Here is a 20346-nt window from a genome sequence, read left to right as displayed (position 1 = left end):
CGTACGACGCGAAACCGCGCTGCGCCTGCTCCGTCCACTGCAACAGCCGGTTCAACGGATCGATCGCCTGTTGCAGGTAGAGCGCGGCGGCGACCGCCGGGGCGACCCGGGAGTCGAACACGCTCGGCACGATCACCGTCGGGTTGATCTTGTCTTCGCCCACCACGTCGGCGATGGCCCGGGCGGCCGCGATCGCCATCTCCTCGGTGAACTCCTCGGCGTGCGCGTCCAGCATGCCCCGGAACACCCCGGGGAAGGCGAGCACGTTGTTGATCTGGTTCGGCTGGTCCGAGCGGCCGGTGGCGACCACCGCGGCGTGCTTACGCGCCTCCCGCGGGTCGACCTCCGGGTCCGGGTTGGCGAGCGCGAAGACGATCGAGTCCTTGGCCATCTGGGCGATGTCGTCGCCGGCGAGCAGGTTCGGCGCGCTCACCCCGATGAACACGTCGGCACCCCGGATCGCACCCGGCAGGTCACCCGAGTAGTTCTCCTTGTTGGTGTTCTCCGCCAGCCACTGCCACGCCGAGTTGAGCCCGGTCAGCCCACGGTGCAGGGCACCCTCCCGGTCGTACGCGATGATGTCGCCGACGCCCTGGCGCAGCAGCAGCTTCATGATCGCGGTGCCGGCCGCGCCGGCGCCGGAGACGACCACCCGGACGTCCTCCAGCTGCTTGCCGACCACCCGCAGCGCGTTGGTGAGCGCGGCGAGCACGCAGATCGCGGTGCCATGCTGGTCGTCGTGGAACACCGGGATGTCAAGCGCCTCGCGCAGCCGGGCCTCGATCTCGAAGCAGCGCGGCGCGGCGATGTCCTCCAGGTTGATCCCGCCGTACGCCGGCGCGATCGCCTTGACGATCTGCACGATCTCGTCGGTGTCCTGGGTGTCCAGCACCACCGGCCAGGCGTCCACGCCGCCGAAGCGCTTGAACAGCGCGGCCTTGCCCTCCATCACCGGCAGCGAGGCGGCCGGGCCCAGGTTGCCCAGGCCCAGCACCGCGGAGCCGTCGCTGACCACCGCGACGGTGTTGCGCTTGATCGTCAGCCGCCGGGCGTCCGCCGGGTTCTCGGCGATGGCCATGCAGACCCGGGCCACCCCCGGGGTGTACGCCCGGGACAGCTCGTCGCGGTTGCGCAGCGCGACCTTCGACGTCACCTCGATCTTGCCGCCCAGGTGCAGGAGGAACGTCCGGTCCGACACCTTCCGCACGTCCACGCCGTCCAGCGCGGTGAGCGCGTCGACCACCTGGTCGGCGTGGCCGGCGTCGGCGGTGTCGCAGGTCAGGTCGACGATCACGTTCGTCGGGTCGGAGTCCACCACGTCCAGCGCCGTGACGATCGCGCCGGCCTCGCCGACGGATGTGGTGAGCCGGCCGATCGAGGACGCGTCCGCGGTCACGGCGATCCGGATGGTGATCGAAAATCCGGCGCTCGGCAGTCGGGTGATGGCCACGGGATCCCTCCGTAACGGCTGTGCGGCCGATCGGCCGCCGCCCGCATTTCTACCGGGTTGTCGCAGCCGACCAGCATTCGCCCCCACTTTTGATGCCCCTGAGCATGGGCATATAGCAGGTGCGTTCGGCGTTGTGTCATGTCAGGATTACGTTCCACTTATCAAAACGGACAGGAGAACCGCTTGCGAGACCAGGAGAGCTTCGTCCCCGTCGAGGACGAGTTCGACGACGTCACCACCGGCGAGATGGATCTGTCGGAGCGGCAGTCCCTCCGACGCGTCCCGGGCCTGTCAACCGAGCTCACCGACGTCACCGAGGTGGAATACCGCCAGCTGCGGCTGGAGCGGGTCGTCCTGGTGGGCGTCTGGACCGAGGGCACGGCAGCCGACGCGGAAAATTCGCTCACCGAGCTCGCCGCGCTTGCCGAGACCGCCGGGTCGCAGGTGCTCGAAGGGCTCATCCAGCGCCGCAGCCGGCCCGACCCGGCCACGTACATCGGCCGAGGCAAGGTCGACGACCTCGGCGCGGTGGTGCTCTCCAGCGGCGCCGACACTGTCATCTGTGACGGTGAGTTGTCCCCGTCGCAGCTGCGCAACCTGGAGCAGCGCACCAAGGTCAAGGTCGTCGACCGGACCGCGCTGATCCTCGACATCTTCGCCCAGCACGCCAAGAGCAAGGAAGGTAAGGCGCAGGTCGAGCTGGCCCAGCTCGAATACCTGCTGCCCCGGCTGCGTGGTTGGGGTGAGACGCTCTCCCGGCAGACCGGTGGTTCCGGCCGGGGCGGTGGCGCCGGCGGCGGTGTGGGTGTGCGTGGTCCCGGTGAGACCAAGCTGGAGACCGACAGGCGGCGGATCCGGCACCGCATCTCCCGGCTGCGCCGCGAGATCAAGAGCATGCGCACGGTACGCGTCACCAAGCGCGCCCGACGCAGCCGCAACTCGGTGCCCGCCGTGGCTATCGCCGGCTACACGAACGCCGGCAAGTCCAGCCTGCTCAACCGGTTGACCGGGGCGGGCGTGCTTGTGGAAAACGCGCTGTTCGCGACTCTGGACCCGACCACCCGCAAGGCGACCGCCGCGGACGGCCGGCTCTACACCCTCTCCGACACCGTCGGTTTCGTCAGGCACCTGCCGCACCAGATCGTCGAGGCGTTCCGTTCGACGCTCGAGGAGGTCGCGGAGGCGGATCTGGTGGTGCACGTCGTCGACGGCACCCACCCGGATCCGGAGGAGCAGGTCCGGGCGGTGCACGAGGTGCTCGCCGAGGTGGGCGCGGACCGGCTCCCCGAGCTGCTGGTGGTCAACAAGACCGACGCGGCCGACGAGGACACGCTGCTGCGGCTCAAGCGGCTCTGGCCGGACGCGATCTTCGTCTCCGCGCACTCCGGGCGCGGCATCGACGGGCTGCGCGCGGCGATCGAGGAGCGGCTGCCGCGACCGGCCGTGGAGGTCCGGGCAGTGCTGCCGTACGACCGCGGTGACCTCGTTGCCCGGGTGCATCGCACGGGTGAGGTGCTCAGCACGGCGCACCTGCCGGAGGGCACCCTGCTGCACGTCCGCGTCGCCGCGGACCTCGCCGCGGAGTTGGCGCCGTTCGACGTCGAGCGACAGGGGCAGGCGGCCGGCAGCCGCGCCTGAGCGGCCACGGTGTTATCCGCCGGAAACGCGTGGCATGCGACACTGGCCGAATGCGCCGCGATGTTTCCTCGGTCACGGTTGCCCTCGGCCTGCTCGGGGCAACCGTGGCGCTCGCCGGAGTCGCCGCGGCGGCTCCCGCCCCCGGGTCGTCCGAGCCGCCCGCCGCCACCGCCGGCCAGAAGCGGTGCACGATCACCGACGAGCGCCTGCGGGAGCTGTCCGGCCTGGTCGCGACCAAGAGCGGTTACATCGTCGTCAACGACAGCACTGAGGTCACGGCACGCAAGCGGGTCTTCTTCCTCGACACCAAGTGCAAGATCTCGAAGGACCCGGTCCAGTACCCGGGGCAGGGCCCGGTCGACACCGAGGATCTCGCCCTCTCCAAGGACGGCACCACCCTGTGGATCGCCGACACCGGTGACAACGTCGACGCGAAGGAGCGCCGCACCCGCGTCGCGCTCTGGTCGATGCCGGTCACCGGTGGGAGGCAGCCGACGCAGCACCGGATCTCCTATCCGGAGGGTAAGCCGCACGACGCCGAGGCGTTGCTCATGGGCGACGACGGCAAGCCGCTGATCATCACGAAGGTCACCAGCGGTAAGGCCGAGATCTACACGCCGACGGCAGCCCTGCGCAACGGCGACGCCGAGGCGGTACCGATGCGCAAGGCCGGCGAGATCACGCTGCCGAAGACCCAGACGGAAAATCCGCTCAACACGTTCGGCCGGATCGCCATCACGGGAGCGGCCCGCTCGCCGGACGGCTCCCGGGTGGTCCTGCGCACCTACGCGGACGCCTTCGAGTACGACGTCAGCGGCGGTGACATCGTCGGCGCGCTCACCACGAACAAGCCCCGGGTGACGGCGCTGGCGGACCCGTTCGGCGAGGCCATCAGCTATTCCGCGGACGGCAAGTCGTTCCTGACCGTCTCCGACGCGTTCCGGTTCAGCGATGACGAGCCCCTCGACATTCTCAGCTATTCGCCGTCCACCTCGACGGCGGTGCCGGTCGCGGCGGGGGCGGAGGGCGCCAAGCCGGCGGCCTCGACCTCCTGGACCGCCGGGCTGGACTTCGACGACATCACCTATCTGGTCGGTGCGGTCGGGTTGATCGGCCTGCTGCTTGTCGCTGCCGGCATCTTCGGTATCGTCCGAGCCCGCCGACGGCTACCGGCCGCCGACGCGGCGGGGACGTCGGACCCGGGCGGCGAGTCGTTCAACCCCGGCGCGGGCCGTGCCGTCGATGGTTCCCCAGCGCTCGGCGACCGTAAGGGCGGGGTCTACGGTGGCGGCCCGCCGGCCGGCGCGTACAGCGGTGGTCCGGGCCGCGGTGGTCCGACTCCGGCAGGAGGCGCCGTGTACGGCGGTGGCCGACCGGCGGCGACCGACGGTGGCTACGGAGCGGCACGACCGGACGGCGGCGCCGCTGGTGTGTACGGCGGTGCTCGTCCCCCGGCGGGTGGTGCTCGTCCTCCGGCGGCCGGCGGTCGTCCTCCGGTGGGTGGCGGCGCTCGTCCGCCGGCCGGTGGTGGTCGCCCCCAGGGTGGTGCTCGTCCGCCGGTGGGTGGTGGTCGTCCGCAGGGTGCGGGCGGGGGCGGTGGCCGTCCGCAGGGTGCCGGCGGTGTTCCACCGGTCGCCGGCGGTCGCCCGGGCAGTGGCGTGTACGGCGGTGACGGCGGCCCACCCGGCACCGGGCGCGCGGAACCGCCCCGACGCGGTGGGCAGGAGCCCGACCCCCGGGGCCAGCGGCCCGGCCGCCGCCGTGACGACGACGCGCCTGTCGACCCGTACGGGCAGTATCCCGGGGGCGGTCGTGGCCACCGGGGCGATCGTTACTGACCAACGCTCGTCCGCCTACGGTGAGCCGAGGCGGGCCCGCTGAGAGCCGAAGCCGCCCTGCGGTGAGCCGAGGCGGGCCCGCCGCTGAGAGACGACGCAGGCTCGCGGGTGAGCCGGAGCGGGTGAGGGCCAGTGGCACTCACCCGCCGATCGGTCAGATGCGGCGCAGCACCGCGACGACCCGGCCCATGATGGTGGCATCGTCGCCGGGGATCGGGTCGAAGGCCGGGTTTTGTGGCATCAGCCAGACGTGCCCGTCGCGCCGCCGGTAGGTCTTGACCGTAGCCTCGCCGTCGAGCATGGCGGCGACGATCTCGCCCGAGTCGGCGGTCGGCTGCTGCCGGACGACCACCCAGTCGCCGTCGCAGATCGCCGCGTCGAGCATCGAGTCGCCCTTGACCTGGAGCATGAAGACCTCACCCTCGCCCACCAACTCACGGGGGAGCGGGAAGATGTCCTCCACGGCCTGCTCGGCGAGGATCGGCCCACCGGCGGCGATCCGACCGAGCATCGGCACGTACGCCGGGGTCGGTCGCTGTGCCCGGGACAACTCGTCGTCGATGGCCTCGCTGGGGGCGCGCACGTCGACCGCGCGCGGCCGGTTGGGGTCGCGGCGCAGGAAACCCTTCTTTTCCAGCTCCTTGAGCTGGTAGGCGACGCTTGACGGCGACACCAGGCCGACCGCCTCGCCGATCTCCCGGACGCTTGGCGGGTATCCGTGCCGCTCCACCCAGTTGCGGATGAACTCCAGGATGCGACGCTGCCGGGCGGTCAGGTCGACAGTCGCCGGATCAGGGAAGGCGCTGACGACCGGGGTGACCGGGCGTACGGCGGGCTGCCCCGTCCGGCTGCGCGCGGCGCTGCGGCGTCGGATGGCCGGGGGGCCCGCCTCGGTGATCTGCTGCGGGCTCTTCGGCCGGCTGGCCCGGTCCTCGGTCACGTCCGTCCTCCCTGGTCGGCGCTGGGTGCCTCGTCGGCTCGTGGTGCGTGCGGTGGTGCCACGTTGTTCATGACCGTATAGGTGAGATCAGTCATTTTCAAACATCTGTACGACCTCTCACCGGCGTGTCGGGGTGAAAAACCGCTCCTGTCGTACGGATGTTCTGATAAATGGTACGTCGGGTAGTACTGGTGTTCGATCCTCGGCCGTTTTCGGGCTACTTGCGGCCGGCTGGTCGGTAACCCGGGAGGGGTCCCGACGTTGGGGTTTTCGGACGGGTCGGCGAGGTGGAGGGCTGACTGGTCCGTGACGCGCCGGACACGCCGGTCAACTTGACCCGGCTTCCCCGGCGACATACGGTCAACCCCTAGATGTAGTAGTGACACGGGCGTAAGTTGCCCACAGGTTGGGTCCGACTACCGACCGCACTCCCGTAAGGTCACATCACGGCGGGCGCCACGAGTGCGTGGCACCGTCGCGGTGAGCCGTGCCCGGGTGTGCCCGGTACGACGTGGTTGATCACGATTAGGAGGTCCGCGATGCGGTGTCCGTACTGCCGGCACGCTGACTCCCGGGTGGTCGACTCGCGGGAGGCCGACGACGGCCAGCTCATCCGACGGCGGCGGTCCTGCCCGGAGTGCGGCAAGCGGTTCACCACAGTCGAGGAGGCGGTCCTCGCGGTCGTCAAGCGCAGCGGGGTGACCGAGCCGTTCAGTCGCACGAAGATCATCGGCGGGGTGCGCAAGGCGTGCCAGGGTCGGCCGGTCGACGACGACTCGCTCGCGCTGCTCGCGCAGCGGGTCGAGGAGACGGTCCGGGCCAAGGGGGCCGCCGAGATCCCCAGCCACGAGGTGGGCCTGGCGATCCTGGGTCCGCTGCGCGACCTGGACGAGATCGCCTACCTGCGGTTCGCCAGCGTCTACCGCTCCTTCGACTCGCTCGCCGACTTCGAGCGCGAGATCGAGACGTTGCGGGCCGCGGCGCGAGCCCGGGAGCAGGGCCGGGCCGACGCGGTCGAGGCCGCCGGCCGTACCAGCTGAGACTTCACTGTTTTTTCGAGAGATTGGGACGCGCGGTGGGTGACCGCGCAGACGAGGGGGGCGACGGCGTGACAACTAGCCGTTCACGGAACAAGGCAGGCGCGGGGCTGAAGATCGAGCGGGTGTGGACGACCGAGGGGGTCCACCCGTACGACGAGGTCGCGTGGGAGCGTCGCGACGTCGTGATGACGAACTGGCGGGACGGCTCGATCAACTTCGAGCAGCGCGGGGTCGAGTTCCCGGAGTCGTGGAGCGTCAACGCGGCGAACATCGTGACCACGAAGTACTTCCGGGGCGCGGTGGGGACCCCGGAGCGGGAGTGGTCGCTCAAGCAGCTGATCGACCGGGTGGTCACCACCTACCGCACCGCTGGTGAGGAGTACGGCTACTTCGCCAGCCCGGCGGACGCCGAGATCTTCGCCCACGAGCTGACCTGGATGCTGCTGCACCAGGTGTTCAGCTTCAACTCGCCGGTGTGGTTCAACGTCGGCACGCCGTCGCCGCAGCAGGTGAGCGCCTGCTTCATCCTGGCCGTCGACGACTCGATGGACTCCATCCTCGACTGGTACAAGGAGGAGGGGCTGATCTTCAAGGGCGGCTCCGGCTCCGGCGTCAACCTGTCGCGGATCCGCTCGTCGAAGGAGCTGCTCTCCTCCGGTGGCACCGCCTCCGGCCCGGTCAGCTTCATGCGTGGCGCGGACGCCTCCGCCGGCACCATCAAGTCCGGCGGCGCGACCCGCCGGGCGGCCAAGATGGTCATCATCGACGTGGACCACCCGGACATCGAGGAGTTCGTGGTCACCAAGGCGCGCGAGGAGGACAAGATCCGCGCGCTGCGCGACGCCGGGTTCGACATGGACCTCGGTGGCTCCGACATCGTCAGCGTGCAGTACCAGAACGCCAACAACTCGGTCCGGGTGTCCGACGAGTTCATGGCCGCCGTGGAGAACGGCAAGGGCTTCGACCTGCGTGGCCGCCTGGACGGCTCCGTGATCGACACCGTCGACGCCAAGAAGCTGTTCCGCACCATCTCCCAGGCCGCCTGGGAGTGCGCCGACCCGGGTCTGCAGTACGACGACACCATCAACGACTGGCACACCTGCCCGGAGACCGGGCGGATCACCGCGTCGAACCCGTGCTCGGAGTACCTGCACCTGGACAACTCCTCGTGCAACCTGGCCTCGCTCAACCTGATGAAGTTCCTCCGCGCCGACGGTGGCTTCGAGGTGGAGAAGTTCGTCAAGTCCGTCGAGTTCGTGATCACCGCGATGGACATCTCGATCTGCTTCGCGGACTTCCCGACCGAGAAGATCGGTGAGACCTCCCGCGCCTACCGGCAGCTCGGCATCGGCTACGCCAACCTGGGCGCCCTGCTGATGGCCACCGGCCTGCCGTACGACTCGGACCAGGGCCGCTCGGTCGCCGCATCGATCACGTCGCTGATGACCGGCACCGCGTACCGCCGCTCGGCCGAGCTGGCCGGCGTCGTCGGCCCGTACGACGGTTACGCCCGCAACTCCGAGCCGCACAAGCGGGTCATGCGCAAGCACGCCGCCGCCAACGACGAGATCAAGCCGACCAGCCCGGTGGCTACCGCGATCGTCCGCGAGGCGACCAGGCAGTGGACCCTGGGCAACAAGATCGGCGACAAGTTCGGTTGGCGCAACGCGCAGGCCAGCGTCCTCGCCCCGACCGGCACCATCGGCTTCATGATGGACTGCGACACGACCGGCGTGGAGCCGGACCTGGCGCTTGTCAAGTTCAAGAAGCTGGTCGGCGGCGGCTCGATGCAGATCGTCAACCAGACGGTGCCGCGTGCCCTGCGCAGCCTCGGCTACCCCGAGGAGCAGGTCGAGGCGATCGTCGAGCACATCGCCGACCACGGCCACGTGGTGGACGCCCCCGGCCTCAAGCCGGAGCACTACCCGGTCTTCGACTGCGCGATGGGGGAGCGGACGATCGCCCCGATGGGTCACGTGCGGATGATGGCTGCCATCCAGCCGTTCGTCTCCGGCGCCATCTCCAAGACGGTCAACATGCCGGAGGCGGCCACCGTCGAGGACGTCGAGAAGATCTACTTCGAGGGCTGGAAGCTCGGCCTCAAGGCGCTGGCGATCTACCGGGACAACTGCAAGGTCGGCCAGCCGCTCTCGGTCGCGAAGAACAACAAGGCCACCGAGCCGGCCGCCGTCGACACGGCAGCCGCGCCGGCCGCGGTGGAGAAGGTCATCGAGTACCGGCCGGTGCGTAAGCGCCTGCCGAAGAAGCGCCCGTCCGAGACGGTCAGCTTCTCCGTCGGCGGTGCCGAGGGCTACCTGACCGCGTCGTCCTACCCGGACGACGGCCTCGGCGAGGTCTTCCTGAAGATGTCCAAGCAGGGCTCGACCCTGGCCGGCGTGATGGACGCCTTCTCGGTGGCCATCAGCATCGGCCTGCAGTACGGCGTGCCGCTGGAGACGTTCGTCAGCAAGTTCACGAACATGCGCTTCGAGCCGGCCGGCATGACCGACGACCCGGATGTGCGGATGGCCGCCTCGGTGATGGACTACATCTTCCGTCGCCTGGCGCTGGACTTCCTGCCCTACGAGCGCCGCGCCGAGCTGGGCATCTTCACCGCCAGCGAGCGGGCCGCCCAGCTGCGGGCCGAGGCCGACGCGGAAGCCGCCGCCGTCACCGGCGCCGAGCTCACCGCGATGGCCTCCTCGGCACCGGTGGAGGCCCCGGCGAAGACCGAGGCCGTCGCCCAGCCGGCCCAGGAGATGGCCGACGTGGCCGCCGCCAAGCCGGCGCCGAGCGTGGGTTCCAGCACCGAGCTGCTGGAGGCCGTGATCGGCAAGGCCGCCGACGCGCCGCTCTGCTTCACCTGCGGTACGAAGATGCGCCCCGCCGGCAGCTGCTACGTCTGCGAGGGCTGCGGCTCCACCAGCGGCTGCAGCTGACGTACGCGAATCACCGCACCACCCGCGAGCGCGGCAGGGATCACCTGCCGCGCTCGCGGCGTTTCTGCTCGTGGCGTGTCGATGGGCCTGCCCGCTCGCCGCGTGATCGACTCGACTTCCGGGAAACCGGCGTATCAATCTCGTCCGGATACCCCGGCTTCATGCGACCCCGAGTCGATCATGCAGCGAGCGGGCGATGACCTCTGGCTGGTACCGACTGGCGAAGCCGCCTCGATCACTTGATGCTGAGTAGTCAGCCCGGATCGCCCACAGCTACTCAGCATCAAGTGATCTTGGCGACCGGACTACTGGCTGGCGCGCTCGGCGGCGCGTACGGCGTTGCGGAACAGCATCGCGACGGTGGTCGGGCCGACACCGCCGACCCGGGGCGTGATGGCGCCCGCGACCTCGGTGCACGCTTCGTCCACGTCCGGCAGCAGGCGCCGCCCCTCGTAGCGGACGCCCGCGCCGATGACGACCGCGCCGGGCTTGACGTGCTCGGGCTGCACGATCCGGGGTACGCCGGCGGCGGCGACGAGGATGTCGGCGCGGCGGGTGTAGCGGGCCCAGTCGGGCACACCGGTGTGGACGACGGTGACGGCGGCGTTGGCGGTCGGGCGCTTCTGGGCGAGCATCATCGCCAGAGGGCGGCCCAGTGTGGCGCCGCGGCCGAGGATGACGACCTCACGACCGGCGACCGGGATCTCGTAGTGCGCCAGGAGGGCCTCGATGCCGGCGGGGGTGCAGGGCAGTGGGCCGGGCAGGCCGACGGCGAGACGCCCCATGTTGAGCGGGTGCATCCCGTCGACGTCCTTGTCCGGGTCGATCGTCTGCAGCGCCGCGTCGTAGTCCAGCTGCCCGGGCACCGGGTACTGCACGAGGAGTCCGTGCACGGCCGGGTCGGTGTTGAATCGGGCGATGGCCTGGTGCAGCTCGGCCTGGGTGGCGGTGGCGGGCAGATGCACGTGCGGGGAGGCGAACCCGAGCGCGGCGGCCTGACGCTGCTTGATGGCGATGTAGCCGGCGCTGGCGTCGTCGTCGCCGACGAGGATGGTGGCGAGGCTCGGTGTGATCCCGCGGTCGCGCAGGCGGGTGGCCGCGGCGGCGGTCTCGGCCAGGACGGCTTCGGCGACGGGTGCGCCCGGCAGGAGTCGGGCCGTACCCGATGGGGTGTGGTGTTCTGCGAATTCGCTGGTCGTGGTCATGACGGTTCCTCGACGCAGGCGCCCAGGCGGTCGACGCCCGCGAGAGGCTCCCCGATGGTTCGACCATCCCCGTGCCGCCAGTCGCCGGTGCTTCGATGATGCCCCATCACCAGGGCTGCTGCCCAGTTGGGGCGGCAGCGTCGTCGTCAGTGCCGGGCGGACCCGCGCTGGGGGATGCTGCTGTCAGTCGGTATATCGCTTCTCGGGATTGGTGCCCCGACAGGGCGGGCAGGAACGACACCGCGAGGGCTCAGTCGGTCGGCAGGAGGGGGCGCATGAACGTCCGCTCGTATCGCACGACACAACCCGACTCGTCGCGGATGCGGTCGGCCGCGACGAACTCCGGGTCGGTGCCGAACCGTGCGCGGTAACGCTCGTACGCTGCCAGGCTCTCGAAGCTGAACAGCGCCTCGGCCTTGTCGCTGGCACCCTCGGCGGGCAGGAAGTAGCCGTGGTGCACCCCGCCGTGCTCGGCCACCAGCCGCATCCATGCTCGGGCGAAGTCTTCGAACGCGGCGATCTGCGCGGGTTCGATGGTGTAGTGCACGACGCACGTGATCATGACCCCACCCTACGACCGGTGCCGGGCTCCATGGTCGACACCAGGTCGGCGAGGTGGGGCTGTTCGGCAGCTCGGATACCCCATGTCGGCGACCTCGTGTCGATCATGGCGGATGGCAACCCGGTCAGGGCCGGGCGAACAGGGGCCCGTAGTTCGAGCGGAACATCCGCTCGCCCAGGCGGCGCATCACCAGGTCGCGGAGCGTCACCGATCAGCAGTACCGGCCCTCGGGCCCAGGAGTCGAGCACGACCTCCTGGTTCGGCCCGGTGTGCAGGGTGCTGGCGTCGTGGTCCAGAGCCTTGAGCATGATGGTCGCCGGCTCGGTGAACGTCGCGGCCAGTTCGTCGCGCCAGCCGGGCCGGTCGGCCACCGGGCCGTGCTCTCACTTCCGATCCATCCCCGCCATCACCGACATCGGAGATCGGCTCTGGCCGGCCCACCGAACACGCCTTCGCGGCGGACTCTTGTCGAATGGCCACCCGAGGTCCACACCGGACAGCGGCGCGGTTCTGTAGCGTGGAGACCGTGAATCTGAGCATTCGTGTGGACGGGGATCTCGGGTCGGACCTCTACCGCTGGTTGAGCGAGGACGCCGAGATCCCCGAGGTGGCGGTAACGCCGCCGACGCCGGCCGGCGCGATGGGCACCGGGTACGACGTGCTGAACCTCGTCGTTCCCAACACGATCGCGCTTACCAGCCTGGTCGTCTCGATCCTGACGTACCGCGACGGTCGCGGGCGGGCCACCGGTGCCGCGCCCCGCGTCGAGGTGGGCACCGCCGACCTGGTGGTGGTGGTCGAGGGCGAACCGGCCGAGGTCGTGCGGAAGCTGGAGGCGGTCCGCGAGCGGTCTTCATGACCCTCGCCGATCCGCTCCGATCACGCGTCGTGATCGTCGGCGTGTCCGCCTATCCAGCGATGCCGGCGGATCGGCAGCTCCCGACGGTGCGCGACAACGTCGACGATCTGGCGGCTCGACTGCGGGACCCCGGGGTGTGGGGGATACCGGAGTCGCGCATTACCGCGCTGAAGGAACCTCATCGGGCCGACGCGGTGATCGACGCACTGCGGGCTGCGCGGGCCGACGCAGCAGAGGCGCTCATCTTCTACTATGCCGGGCACGGACTCACCGACCCGCTCGTGGGCGGCCAGCTCTACCTCGCGCTAAGAGATGTCTACGAGCCGGCCGGCACTCACCTCGCCCTCCAGTTCGAACACGTACGGAGGGAGTTTCTGCTCTCCACGGCGCCCCGCAAGCTCGTCATCCTCGACTGCTGCTGGAGCGGCCTGGCGACTCGCGGTGCGATGGGTGAGAACGTCGCGGCGGCCACCGTGATCAGGGGCAGTGCGGTGCTGACCGCCTCCGCGGCCAATCGCACAGCATTGGCGCCGCCGGGCGAGAAACACACCGCCTTCACCGGCGCCCTACTGCGGATCCTCGCGGACGGCATCGCCGGCGAGCCGGAGCTTCTCACCACGATGGCGCTGTATCGGCAGCTGCACGCCGACCTCAAAGCCGTCAGCCGGCCGTTGCCCGAGCTCAACGCCGGCGGCACGGGCGCCGACATCCCGTGGGTGCGCAACGCGGGGTTCGTCCGTCCGAAGCCGGGCGACCGTCCGGGCGTCGTCGAGGACGGTCCCGGCAGCCCTCCGCCCTTCGCTGCGTCCGACGCCATGGAGCGCATGCTGTTGCTCGTGCGGCAGTCGCGCTACGACGAGGTCCACCAGTTGGGCCGCCAGGCGGCGGAGTTGGGCGAGGACCGGGCGCTCGACTGGCTCGTGCTGCAACTGCGCCGGACAGGCCGGTACGAGGAGGCCGCCGCCGTGGAGCGCGCGCGTCAGAAGTAGGGCCGCTCAGGTGTGGGAGGCCCGCACGTAGCGGGCGAAGGCCGCCGAGAACAGTTGACCGTCGTCGGCGAGCACGCCCATCAGCCGCAACCGCATCAGTTCTGGCGCCAACTTTTCGTGGTAGACGTTGCCGGCCAGGCGGCGCAGCGCCGCGGTGCCCTTCTCGCCCATGTCCATCGCGACGCTCGTCGCGAGTTGCCGGAAATAACTGTCGAACTCGGGCGCGACCAACTCATGGGCGGCGTCCACATCGACCCGGCCGGTCTCCTGATGCAACTCGACAAGACCATTGGCCAGCAATTGCAGCAGGAACGGATGGCGTCCGCACTTGTCGAGGATGTCGTCGCGCACGGCGGCGAGTCCGACGCCGGCGGCGGCCGCCCGCGCCAGGGTGAGATCGACCTCCTCGTCGTTGAACATGACGACGTAGCGGGTGGTCGTCAGCACGCCGCCCAGAATCGAGCCGCCGGCCGCGTCGATCTCGATGCTCTCGATCGGGCGGCGCGACATGGTCATGAGGCCTAGCGGAAAGCGGGGCTCGCTCGCCAGCTCACGCAGCAGTTGGAACTCGGCGAGTTGGGTGAAGACCGTCGCAGCCCTGTCGAAGTCGTCGAGAACCACGAAGGTGTACTGGTCCTGGTCAGCGGCCGTGCAGAAGAAGTCGCGGACCGACTGGACGATGTCGTACCACGCTTCGGCCGCCTGTACGGCGGCGTCGATGTCGACGAGCTTGCCGTGCGGCTCGGCGTTGTCCCGAGCGCGCATCTCGCGAAGCACTTCCTTCGTCATGCTGCGGAACAGGTCGTCGCCGCTGGCGTGACTACCCACGTTGAGCACCACGGTGACCATGTCGGTCCTCTCCACCGGTGACGTGGCCAGCGCGTGCATGGCCAGGCTCGTCTTGCCGGTGCGATGGTGACCCATGACGCGGACGTTCGTCGGCCTCCCCGGGTGGACCCAGGCGCTCTGCACGTGCCGCACCAGGTCGTGACGCCCGATGAACTCGTCGCCCGTCGCCACTCGGCCGACGTTGCGGTACGGGTTCACGGGCACGCTCATCTCAGACTGCCCCGGCGGTGGTGCCGAAGTACTTCAGCAGCCAGTCCTGGTACAACCGGACCACGATGTAGTACGCCCCGGCGTGCCGCCGCACCACATCGCGCAGGACCAGGTCGTTCAGCAGGTACTCAAGGCGTGGTCCGTCGCGGTACTGCTCCCGGACCGCCTGCATGGACGCGTGCTGGTTGCGGGATGCGCGAGCCACCGCCAGGAGGACCTGACGGTACTGCTCACTCGTGGGGGCGTCGTCGTCGAGGTAGCCGGGTGACTCGAGGTTGTCGAAGTCGCGCGCCTCAAGCGTGTTGAGGAACTGATCGCGGACGGCTTCGACGTCGGCCTCGGTCACCAGCGGAGACCTCTCGGCGTTCATGTACTCCACCAGCTGCGAGCAGAACCGCTGGATGTAGAAGGCGCTGCCGCCGGTCAGCTCGAGAATCTGATCGACGGCGTGTTCCTTGTAGCGGGTGGTCGGCGGTTCGCCCTTGATGGAGATCGGCTCCTCGATGAGCTTCCGGGCGTCCGCCTCGGCGAGGTAGGAGACCCGTTCGCTCGAGAACACCTGGAACACGTTCGGGTCCGTCTCCATCAGTCGGCTGAGCGCGGCCTGCCCGACGATGACCAGGTGGAAGAGCCGGCGCTCGATAAGCGCCTTGAAGGCCTGGAGGAAGGAGGGCGAGAGCAGCCTCAGCCGGATCCACTGGTCGATGTACTGGAACTCGTCGATGATCACCACCAGCGGGGGTTCGGCCGCGCTGGATGCGGCCCGGTGCCGCTCGATGAGCCGGGTCAGGTCGTAGATCGGTTCGGGGCTGGTCAGGAACTTGTCGCGGTCCATCCCCTCGGGGATCAACGGTATGGTGCCGGGACGACGCTCGATTGCCGTCGATGCGCCCTCGAGGATCCGCCACATGAGCAGGGCGAGCAGCCGGGTGCTGGTGACGTCGCCCGGTTCGGGGGACAGGTCGCCGATGTTGCCGACGTCGACCACGGTGAACCCGTCCGTCTCCGCCAAGCGCTGGGTGAGGTGTAGCCGGATGGAGGACTTGCCGGCGCGCTTCTGCCCGAAGATAGCCACGCCGACGCCCGGTGAGTTGGCCTCCCGGAAGCGGGCGCGGACGCTGTCGATCAGATCGTCCCGGCCGTAGAACATCTCCTTCTTCACGACTGGGCGACCGGTCGCGCCGTCCTGGAACGGGTTGGGGATGTTCTCGAACTCGGTTGCCCGAGCCAGTCGCACCGCCAGGCTCGCTGTGAAGACCATGGTCTGGTCACTGGACCGGCTGCGGTAGTGCAGTTGGACCGGCAACGAGAACGCCCCGGCGCGGACTCCGGCCTCCGTGACCCGCAGCTTGACCGCTTCGATGCGGCTGCTGCCGCCACGCACCGCGGTTGGTAGCTGGATCACCTCGTTGTTCACGGTGAACAGGTCCCGCTCGGCCTCGATGGTGAGCTGCGGAGACTCGATCGGTGCCATGCCGGGTGCGTTGGTGACCTTGATCTGTACGGTGACGACGCCGTTCTGCCCGGCGCTGCTCTTGTCGAGCGCGAGCGCGAGCCCCGGCTGCGGCGGCTGGGTGGCGAGTAGCTCGGCCTGCTTGTCCTTGACCAGCTCGCTGATCCGCAACGCGACGGGTTCGACGAGTTCGACAGCGAGTGTCGTCGGGCCGTACTCGATGTCGCCACGCAGCGTCCGCACGATGTTGGCGGCCTGTCGAAGGCTGTTCTCCCGCTCCTCGAACGAGCGCTCGTTGGCGAACCGGCGGAGCTCCACCAGAGCCTCGTTGATGTGCCCGAGTGCCTCGTGCAGCGACTCCGGCGCATCCTCGATGTGGTCCTGCAACCGGGCCAGGCCCGAGGCCAGGTCGTCCTCCGAGATGGTCAGGTGCTTGAGCTCGGCGAGGCTCTGCAGGAGACGGCGCATGCTCCGGCTCCACCTGTCGCCGGCGTTCTGCCAGGCCTGCCGCACGTAATGGGAGTCGCTGGGGATGCGGCTGCCGGGGTCCTCGTTGAGGAAGGCTGCCGACGCCTGGAGCAGGTCGGCGCGGGAGTCGATCGCCTCGAGTACGTTGCTGCGGGCCAGACTGGTGTCGGCGATCAGCGGTGGGATCAGCCCGAAGACCTTGTCGCCGTGTCGCCGCCACTCCTCCCTGAGCACGCGCGCCACCTGGTCGGAGAGCGGCGCCGATTCGTCGCGATCGCGCCGCCGGGTCGGGGCCGCCCGGCGGCCGCTGAGTGAGCGCAGGTATCCGATCAGGGCCGAGCGCAGGTCGCGTTCGGCGTCGTTGTCGTCGCGCTCGTCGGCGGTTGCCATGGCGGCGCAGTACAGGTCGCGGGCCGACTGGTTCTCCTGCTTGTCGAGCACGATGTCGGCAAGCGTGGTGAGCCCCAGGCACAGGTAGCGCTGAGCCTCCGGCTCGCCCAGGTCGCGAGCCAGGGCGGCAGCCGAGATGTAGCCGCGCGCGCTGTCAGAGGGCTGCTTGCCGCTCATCTGACGGGCCATCTCGGCGATGGGGTTGAGGTCGCGGATCGTGAGTGGGCGCTTCTGCCGCTCGGCTTGCTCGCGCGCCCGGTGGGCGAGCTCGGCCCAGTTGCTCATCACAAAGGTGACAAGCGGTGATGCGGAGTCGACCGACATCGGGGCGCCCAGCAGTTGCTCGATCCACTGTGTCGACGAGAGGCCGGCCTCGCCGCCCTGCCGCAGTGCCTCGATCTGCGAGCGGATCTCGACGGCTCGGTCGTCGGTGTGCTCGCTGACCAGGTCCTCGGCGCGGGTCAGGTCGTCGGGCTTGCCGCGCTGGATCAGGGCCAACGCGAGGCCGCGCTGGGAGACCGCGTTCTCCGGGGACTGCTCGAGCAGGTACTCCCACTCCTTTGTGGAGTCCTGACCCGCCGCCAGCTTCGCGTAGGCGATCTGGTGGCAGAGGTGGAACCGTTTGCTGCTCGTCAGGTCGGTGCGGCGGTACTGCCGGTCGAGTGCCTCGAGTGCCTCCGGATACCGCTTGGCGCTGGTCAGGAAGTCGATCATGATGTTGTCCAGCGCGTCGCCGGGCGCGACTATATTCGGCCACTCCTCCTCAATGACCTTGAGCGCGGCGTCCGGCCCTTCCGTGCGTTTGGTCAGCCAGGCGAGGTCCTTGACCGCGCTGTCGCGCCGATCGTTGCGCCGGATGGCTTCCCGAAAGGCGTCCTTCGCGCCGACCAGATCCTTCAGGCGGTGTTCGAGGTACTTGGCCCGCTGGTAAGGCCCGTCGAACCGGGGCGGTTGCACCGAACGCGGCAGCTGCGCGCGGCGCGGCGGAGGAGGTGGCGGCTGTACCACCGGCTTGCGTCGGACGACAGCACGCGGAGTCGCACCCGCAGGGCGGGGTGTCGGTTCGTCCGCGGGGGAGTTTCCACCGAGGGCAGCCTGCACCGCGGCGAGTGCGGCATCGTCGTGCCCGCCGCCGTCCATCAGCTGAGCCAGCCGGCCCCGGTGGCCATAGGCATCGAGCAGCTCGAGCAGCGCGTGCCAGGCGGGCTTGTCGTCTGTCGGTGCCGACTTGCCGAAGAAGTTGAGCAGGGCCCATTCGGCGGTTTGCGGATCTTCCAGCTGGGCCGCGGTCACCGCCAGCAGGCGGAGCGCGGCGATGTCTCCGTCCTGCGCCGCCGCGGCCAGGTGCGCGTGAGCCGATTCGGTGTCCCCGCGCAGCAGCGCGAACGCCCCGACGACGCGGGTCAGCTCCGGATTCTGCTGATCGGCGTTCCACAGTTCGAGCGTCCGCGAGTGGAGTTGGTTGACCCGACGGAACTGCGGGGTGAGCTCGTTGACCTTCTGGGCGTAGTTGTAGGAGTTGCGAATCTGTTCGAGGTTGCGGCGATACGCCGGCAGCACGTAGATGTCGAGATCAACCGGGATGACGGAGAGCTCGGCCACCGCCTCGAGCGCGAGTGCCTTCTCCTCGGGCGTCTTCTCCTCGGGCGCCGGCAGTTTCTCGTCCGCCACCGCCACCGCCACCGCCACCGGCGGCGACTGCGTGACGGTCGGCGCGGCCGCGGGCGCGGGCGCAGGAGTGGGCGCGGGCTCGGGCGCGGGCTCGGGAATGGGCGCGGCCTCAGGAACGGGAACGGGCGCGGCCTCAGGAACGGGAACGGGCGCGGCCTCAGGAACGGGAACGGGAACGGCCTCGGGCATCGGCGCAGGGATCGGCGCGGACGGTGGTTGGGCAGCGGGAGGCATCGTCGCGCGGGGCTTCGGGAGGGTCACCACGATCGTGGAGAGCGCGACAGCCACCGGAACTCCATCGGCCTGGCGCAGCTTGAGCCGATCGAGTGCCAACTCCTCGAGTACACCTTCGAAACGGTCGCCTGTGACCAGCCGGATCTCCACGCTGTCACCGACGCGGGCCACCGACTGAATCAGTTCGACGTCCATACGCCCACTTCGTCCAACTTGATAGATCAAGGCCTATTCGTTCCCTCAAGGAGAGGGCATCACTACACTAGCGCCGACTGTGGACACTTCGAAGTGGCCCGGCTCCTCTGCTCAGTCGGGAAACAGTCACCGATCCGCCAGCTACCGCAGCACTTGCCAAGAGTTCGTGTGAAGAGACGACAGCAGTCGGCACGGTGAGCGCGCCCACCTCTCGCGCGGGCTGGTTCAGGGCTGGGCGAACAGGGGCCCGTAGTTCGAGCGGAACATCCGCTCGCCCAGGCGGCGCATCACCAGATCGCGGAGCGCGGGCGGGAGCCCGGTGGCCTTGTCGCGGCGGTGGGTCTGGCTGAGCACCCAGTCGGTACGCGGGCGTCGCCGCGCCTCGTACCCGCGCAGGGCTTCGGCAACGGACCCGGCGGTGGCCAACGACGACGCGAGTACGACGGCGTCCTCCAGGGCCATCGCCGCGCCCTGGGCCATGTTCGGCGAGGTGGCGTGGGCGGCGTCACCGATCAGCAGCGTCCGCCTTCGGGACCAGGAGTCGAGCACGACCTCCTGGTTCGGCCCGGCGTGCAGGGTACTGGCGTCGTGGTCCAGAGCCTTGAGCATGATGGTCGCCGGCTCGGTGAACGTCGCAGCCAGTTCCTCGCGCCAGCCGGGCCGGTCGGCCACCGGGCCGTCGTTGTAGTAGCAGTACGTCTGCTCGGCGGTGATCGGGATCGTGAGGAACTGCCGACCGCGCCCCAACTGCACCGACCAGAACGGCTCGGCGTCGATCCGGGGGGCGATCCAGCGGTACGCGTACTGGCCGAGGCTACGGGCCGCCTGACCGCCGAAGGCGAGCCGGCGGACCGTCGAGTTCACCCCGTCCGCGCCGATCACCAGGTCGTACCGTCCGGTGCTGTTGTCGTCGAACTCGACGGCGACCAGGTTACCCTCCTGGGCCAGCGCGACCGGCTGGCGACCCCAGCGGATCGGGGTGTCCCCGACACCGGCGAGCATCGCCCGGTGCAGGTGTGCCCGGGGCAGCGACACGCACGGCCCGACGCCCCGCCACAGCGCGGCCACGTCGATGTCGAAGAGGCGGCGTCCGCCCTGGTTGGCGCTGCGCTGGCGGGTGATCTCCACGGCGCCGTCCGCGACCGGCTCCCACAGATCGAGTACGTCGAGCATGCGCGTCGCGTTTCCGGTGAGGTAGATGCCGGTGCCGGAGTCGGTTGGCCCGGGCGCCCGCTCGACCACGTCGATCGTCGCGCCCCAGTGCCGCAGCGCGGCCACCGTCGCCAGCCCGGCGACGCCCCCACCGACGACAAGTACCCGGACATTGTTACCCCGCACGACCCGTTCCTCCCCGTCGCCCAGGCCGGTTGAGCTGCTACTCAACGATTCGGCCGCCGCAGCACTCTAGAAGGCGGG

At 69.7% G+C, this 20346-nt stretch carries 14 protein-coding genes; 6 read left to right on the top strand and 8 right to left on the bottom strand.

The window, feature by feature from the left end:
* Positions 1–1450: NAD-dependent malic enzyme (locus tag AB0B85_RS29250; protein WP_357412230.1), on the bottom strand; the 1450-nt coding region annotated here is incomplete at its 3' end.
* Between the two features lie 183 nt (positions 1451–1633).
* Between AB0B85_RS29250 and hflX the strand changes: the two genes are divergently transcribed.
* Both hflX and AB0B85_RS29240 read left to right on the top strand, forming a co-directional pair.
* Positions 1634–3088 carry a GTPase HflX gene (hflX, locus tag AB0B85_RS29245; RefSeq protein ID WP_357412228.1) on the top strand — a complete coding sequence of 485 codons (1455 nt, stop codon included), beginning with the start codon at positions 1634–1636 and terminating at the stop codon, positions 3086–3088.
* A 50-nt stretch (positions 3089–3138) separates the two neighbouring features.
* A complete protein-coding gene (locus tag AB0B85_RS29240) occupies positions 3139–4926 on the top strand; it encodes a hypothetical protein (protein WP_357412226.1) in 1788 nt (595 codons plus the stop codon).
* Positions 4927–5080: 154 nt separating this feature from the next.
* On the opposite strand, the gene lexA is transcribed toward AB0B85_RS29240, so the two are convergent.
* On the bottom strand, positions 5081–5866 hold the full coding sequence (gene lexA, locus AB0B85_RS29235; RefSeq protein ID WP_357412224.1) for a transcriptional repressor LexA: 786 nt from the start codon (positions 5864–5866) through the stop codon (positions 5081–5083).
* A gap of 539 nt (positions 5867–6405) precedes the next feature.
* Between lexA and nrdR the strand changes: the two genes are divergently transcribed.
* Positions 6406–6906 carry a transcriptional regulator NrdR gene (gene nrdR / locus AB0B85_RS29230; RefSeq protein ID WP_210858234.1) on the top strand — a complete coding sequence of 167 codons (501 nt, stop codon included), beginning with the start codon at positions 6406–6408 and terminating at the stop codon, positions 6904–6906.
* Positions 6907–6941: 35 nt separating this feature from the next.
* The gene (locus AB0B85_RS29225) at positions 6942–9845 is read left to right on the top strand and encodes a vitamin B12-dependent ribonucleotide reductase (RefSeq protein WP_357412221.1); all 2904 of its coding nucleotides are present in this window, start codon (positions 6942–6944) and stop codon (positions 9843–9845) included.
* Between the two features lie 305 nt (positions 9846–10150).
* Here AB0B85_RS29225 and AB0B85_RS29220 read toward each other — a convergent pair whose 3' ends face one another.
* The 3 genes from AB0B85_RS29220 to AB0B85_RS29210 all read right to left on the bottom strand — a co-directional run bounded on the left by AB0B85_RS29220 (position 10151) and on the right by AB0B85_RS29210 (position 11983).
* Positions 10151–11050 (bottom strand): bifunctional 5,10-methylenetetrahydrofolate dehydrogenase/5,10-methenyltetrahydrofolate cyclohydrolase, encoded by a 900-nt coding sequence (locus AB0B85_RS29220; RefSeq protein WP_357412219.1) that lies wholly within the window; start codon positions 11048–11050, stop codon positions 10151–10153.
* 250 nt (positions 11051–11300) lie between these two features.
* Positions 11301–11612, bottom strand: a complete 312-nt coding sequence (locus AB0B85_RS29215; RefSeq protein ID WP_357412217.1) for an NIPSNAP family protein — start codon at positions 11610–11612, stop codon at positions 11301–11303.
* The gene (locus AB0B85_RS29210) at positions 11609–11983 is read right to left on the bottom strand and encodes a hypothetical protein (protein ID WP_357412215.1); all 375 of its coding nucleotides are present in this window, start codon (positions 11981–11983) and stop codon (positions 11609–11611) included. The genes AB0B85_RS29215 and AB0B85_RS29210 overlap by 4 nt, the downstream gene beginning before the upstream one ends.
* A 155-nt stretch (positions 11984–12138) precedes the next feature.
* Between AB0B85_RS29210 and AB0B85_RS29205 the strand changes: the two genes are divergently transcribed.
* Positions 12139–12471 (top strand): hypothetical protein, encoded by a 333-nt coding sequence (locus tag AB0B85_RS29205; RefSeq protein ID WP_357412213.1) that lies wholly within the window; start codon positions 12139–12141, stop codon positions 12469–12471.
* Complete coding sequence (locus AB0B85_RS29200; RefSeq protein ID WP_357412211.1) at positions 12468–13460, top strand: caspase family protein; 993 nt, start codon at positions 12468–12470, stop codon at positions 13458–13460. The genes AB0B85_RS29205 and AB0B85_RS29200 overlap by 4 nt, the downstream gene beginning before the upstream one ends.
* Positions 13461–13466: 6 nt before the next feature.
* On the opposite strand, the gene AB0B85_RS29195 is transcribed toward AB0B85_RS29200, so the two are convergent.
* The 3 genes from AB0B85_RS29195 to AB0B85_RS29185 form a co-directional block, all read right to left on the bottom strand.
* Positions 13467–14519: an ATP-binding protein gene (locus tag AB0B85_RS29195; RefSeq protein ID WP_357412209.1), complete on the bottom strand. Its 1053-nt coding sequence runs from the start codon at positions 14517–14519 to the stop codon at positions 13467–13469.
* Position 14520: 1 nt separating this feature from the next.
* Positions 14521–18930: an ATP-binding protein gene (locus AB0B85_RS29190; protein ID WP_357412207.1), complete on the bottom strand. Its 4410-nt coding sequence runs from the start codon at positions 18928–18930 to the stop codon at positions 14521–14523.
* Positions 18931–19155: 225 nt separating this feature from the next.
* The gene (locus AB0B85_RS29185) at positions 19156–20268 is read right to left on the bottom strand and encodes an FAD-dependent monooxygenase (protein ID WP_357412205.1); all 1113 of its coding nucleotides are present in this window, start codon (positions 20266–20268) and stop codon (positions 19156–19158) included.
* Positions 20269–20346 lie beyond the last annotated feature (78 nt).

Origin of the sequence: Micromonospora sp. NPDC049044 (assembly GCF_040649215.1) — a bacterium.
GTDB lineage: Bacteria > Actinomycetota > Actinomycetes > Mycobacteriales > Micromonosporaceae > Micromonospora.
Note: the sequence above shows the minus strand (reverse complement) of the source record. Positions and strands in the feature narration are given on the sequence as shown.

Excerpts from the sequence above, each read along its gene's own strand:
- AB0B85_RS29240 (WP_357412226.1), top strand. The coding sequence starts at position 3,139 with ATGCGCCGCGATGTTTCCTCGGTCACGGTTGCCCTCGGCCTGCTCGGG.
- nrdR (WP_210858234.1), top strand. The coding sequence starts at position 6,406 with ATGCGGTGTCCGTACTGCCGGCACGCTGACTCCCGGGTGGTCGACTCG.
- AB0B85_RS29220 (WP_357412219.1), bottom strand. The coding sequence starts at position 11,050 with ATGACCACGACCAGCGAATTCGCAGAACACCACACCCCATCGGGTACG.
- AB0B85_RS29215 (WP_357412217.1), bottom strand. The coding sequence starts at position 11,612 with ATGATCACGTGCGTCGTGCACTACACCATCGAACCCGCGCAGATCGCC.
- AB0B85_RS29200 (WP_357412211.1), top strand. The coding sequence starts at position 12,468 with ATGACCCTCGCCGATCCGCTCCGATCACGCGTCGTGATCGTCGGCGTG.
- AB0B85_RS29195 (WP_357412209.1), bottom strand. The coding sequence starts at position 14,519 with ATGAGCGTGCCCGTGAACCCGTACCGCAACGTCGGCCGAGTGGCGACG.
- AB0B85_RS29190 (WP_357412207.1), bottom strand. The coding sequence starts at position 18,930 with ATGGACGTCGAACTGATTCAGTCGGTGGCCCGCGTCGGTGACAGCGTG.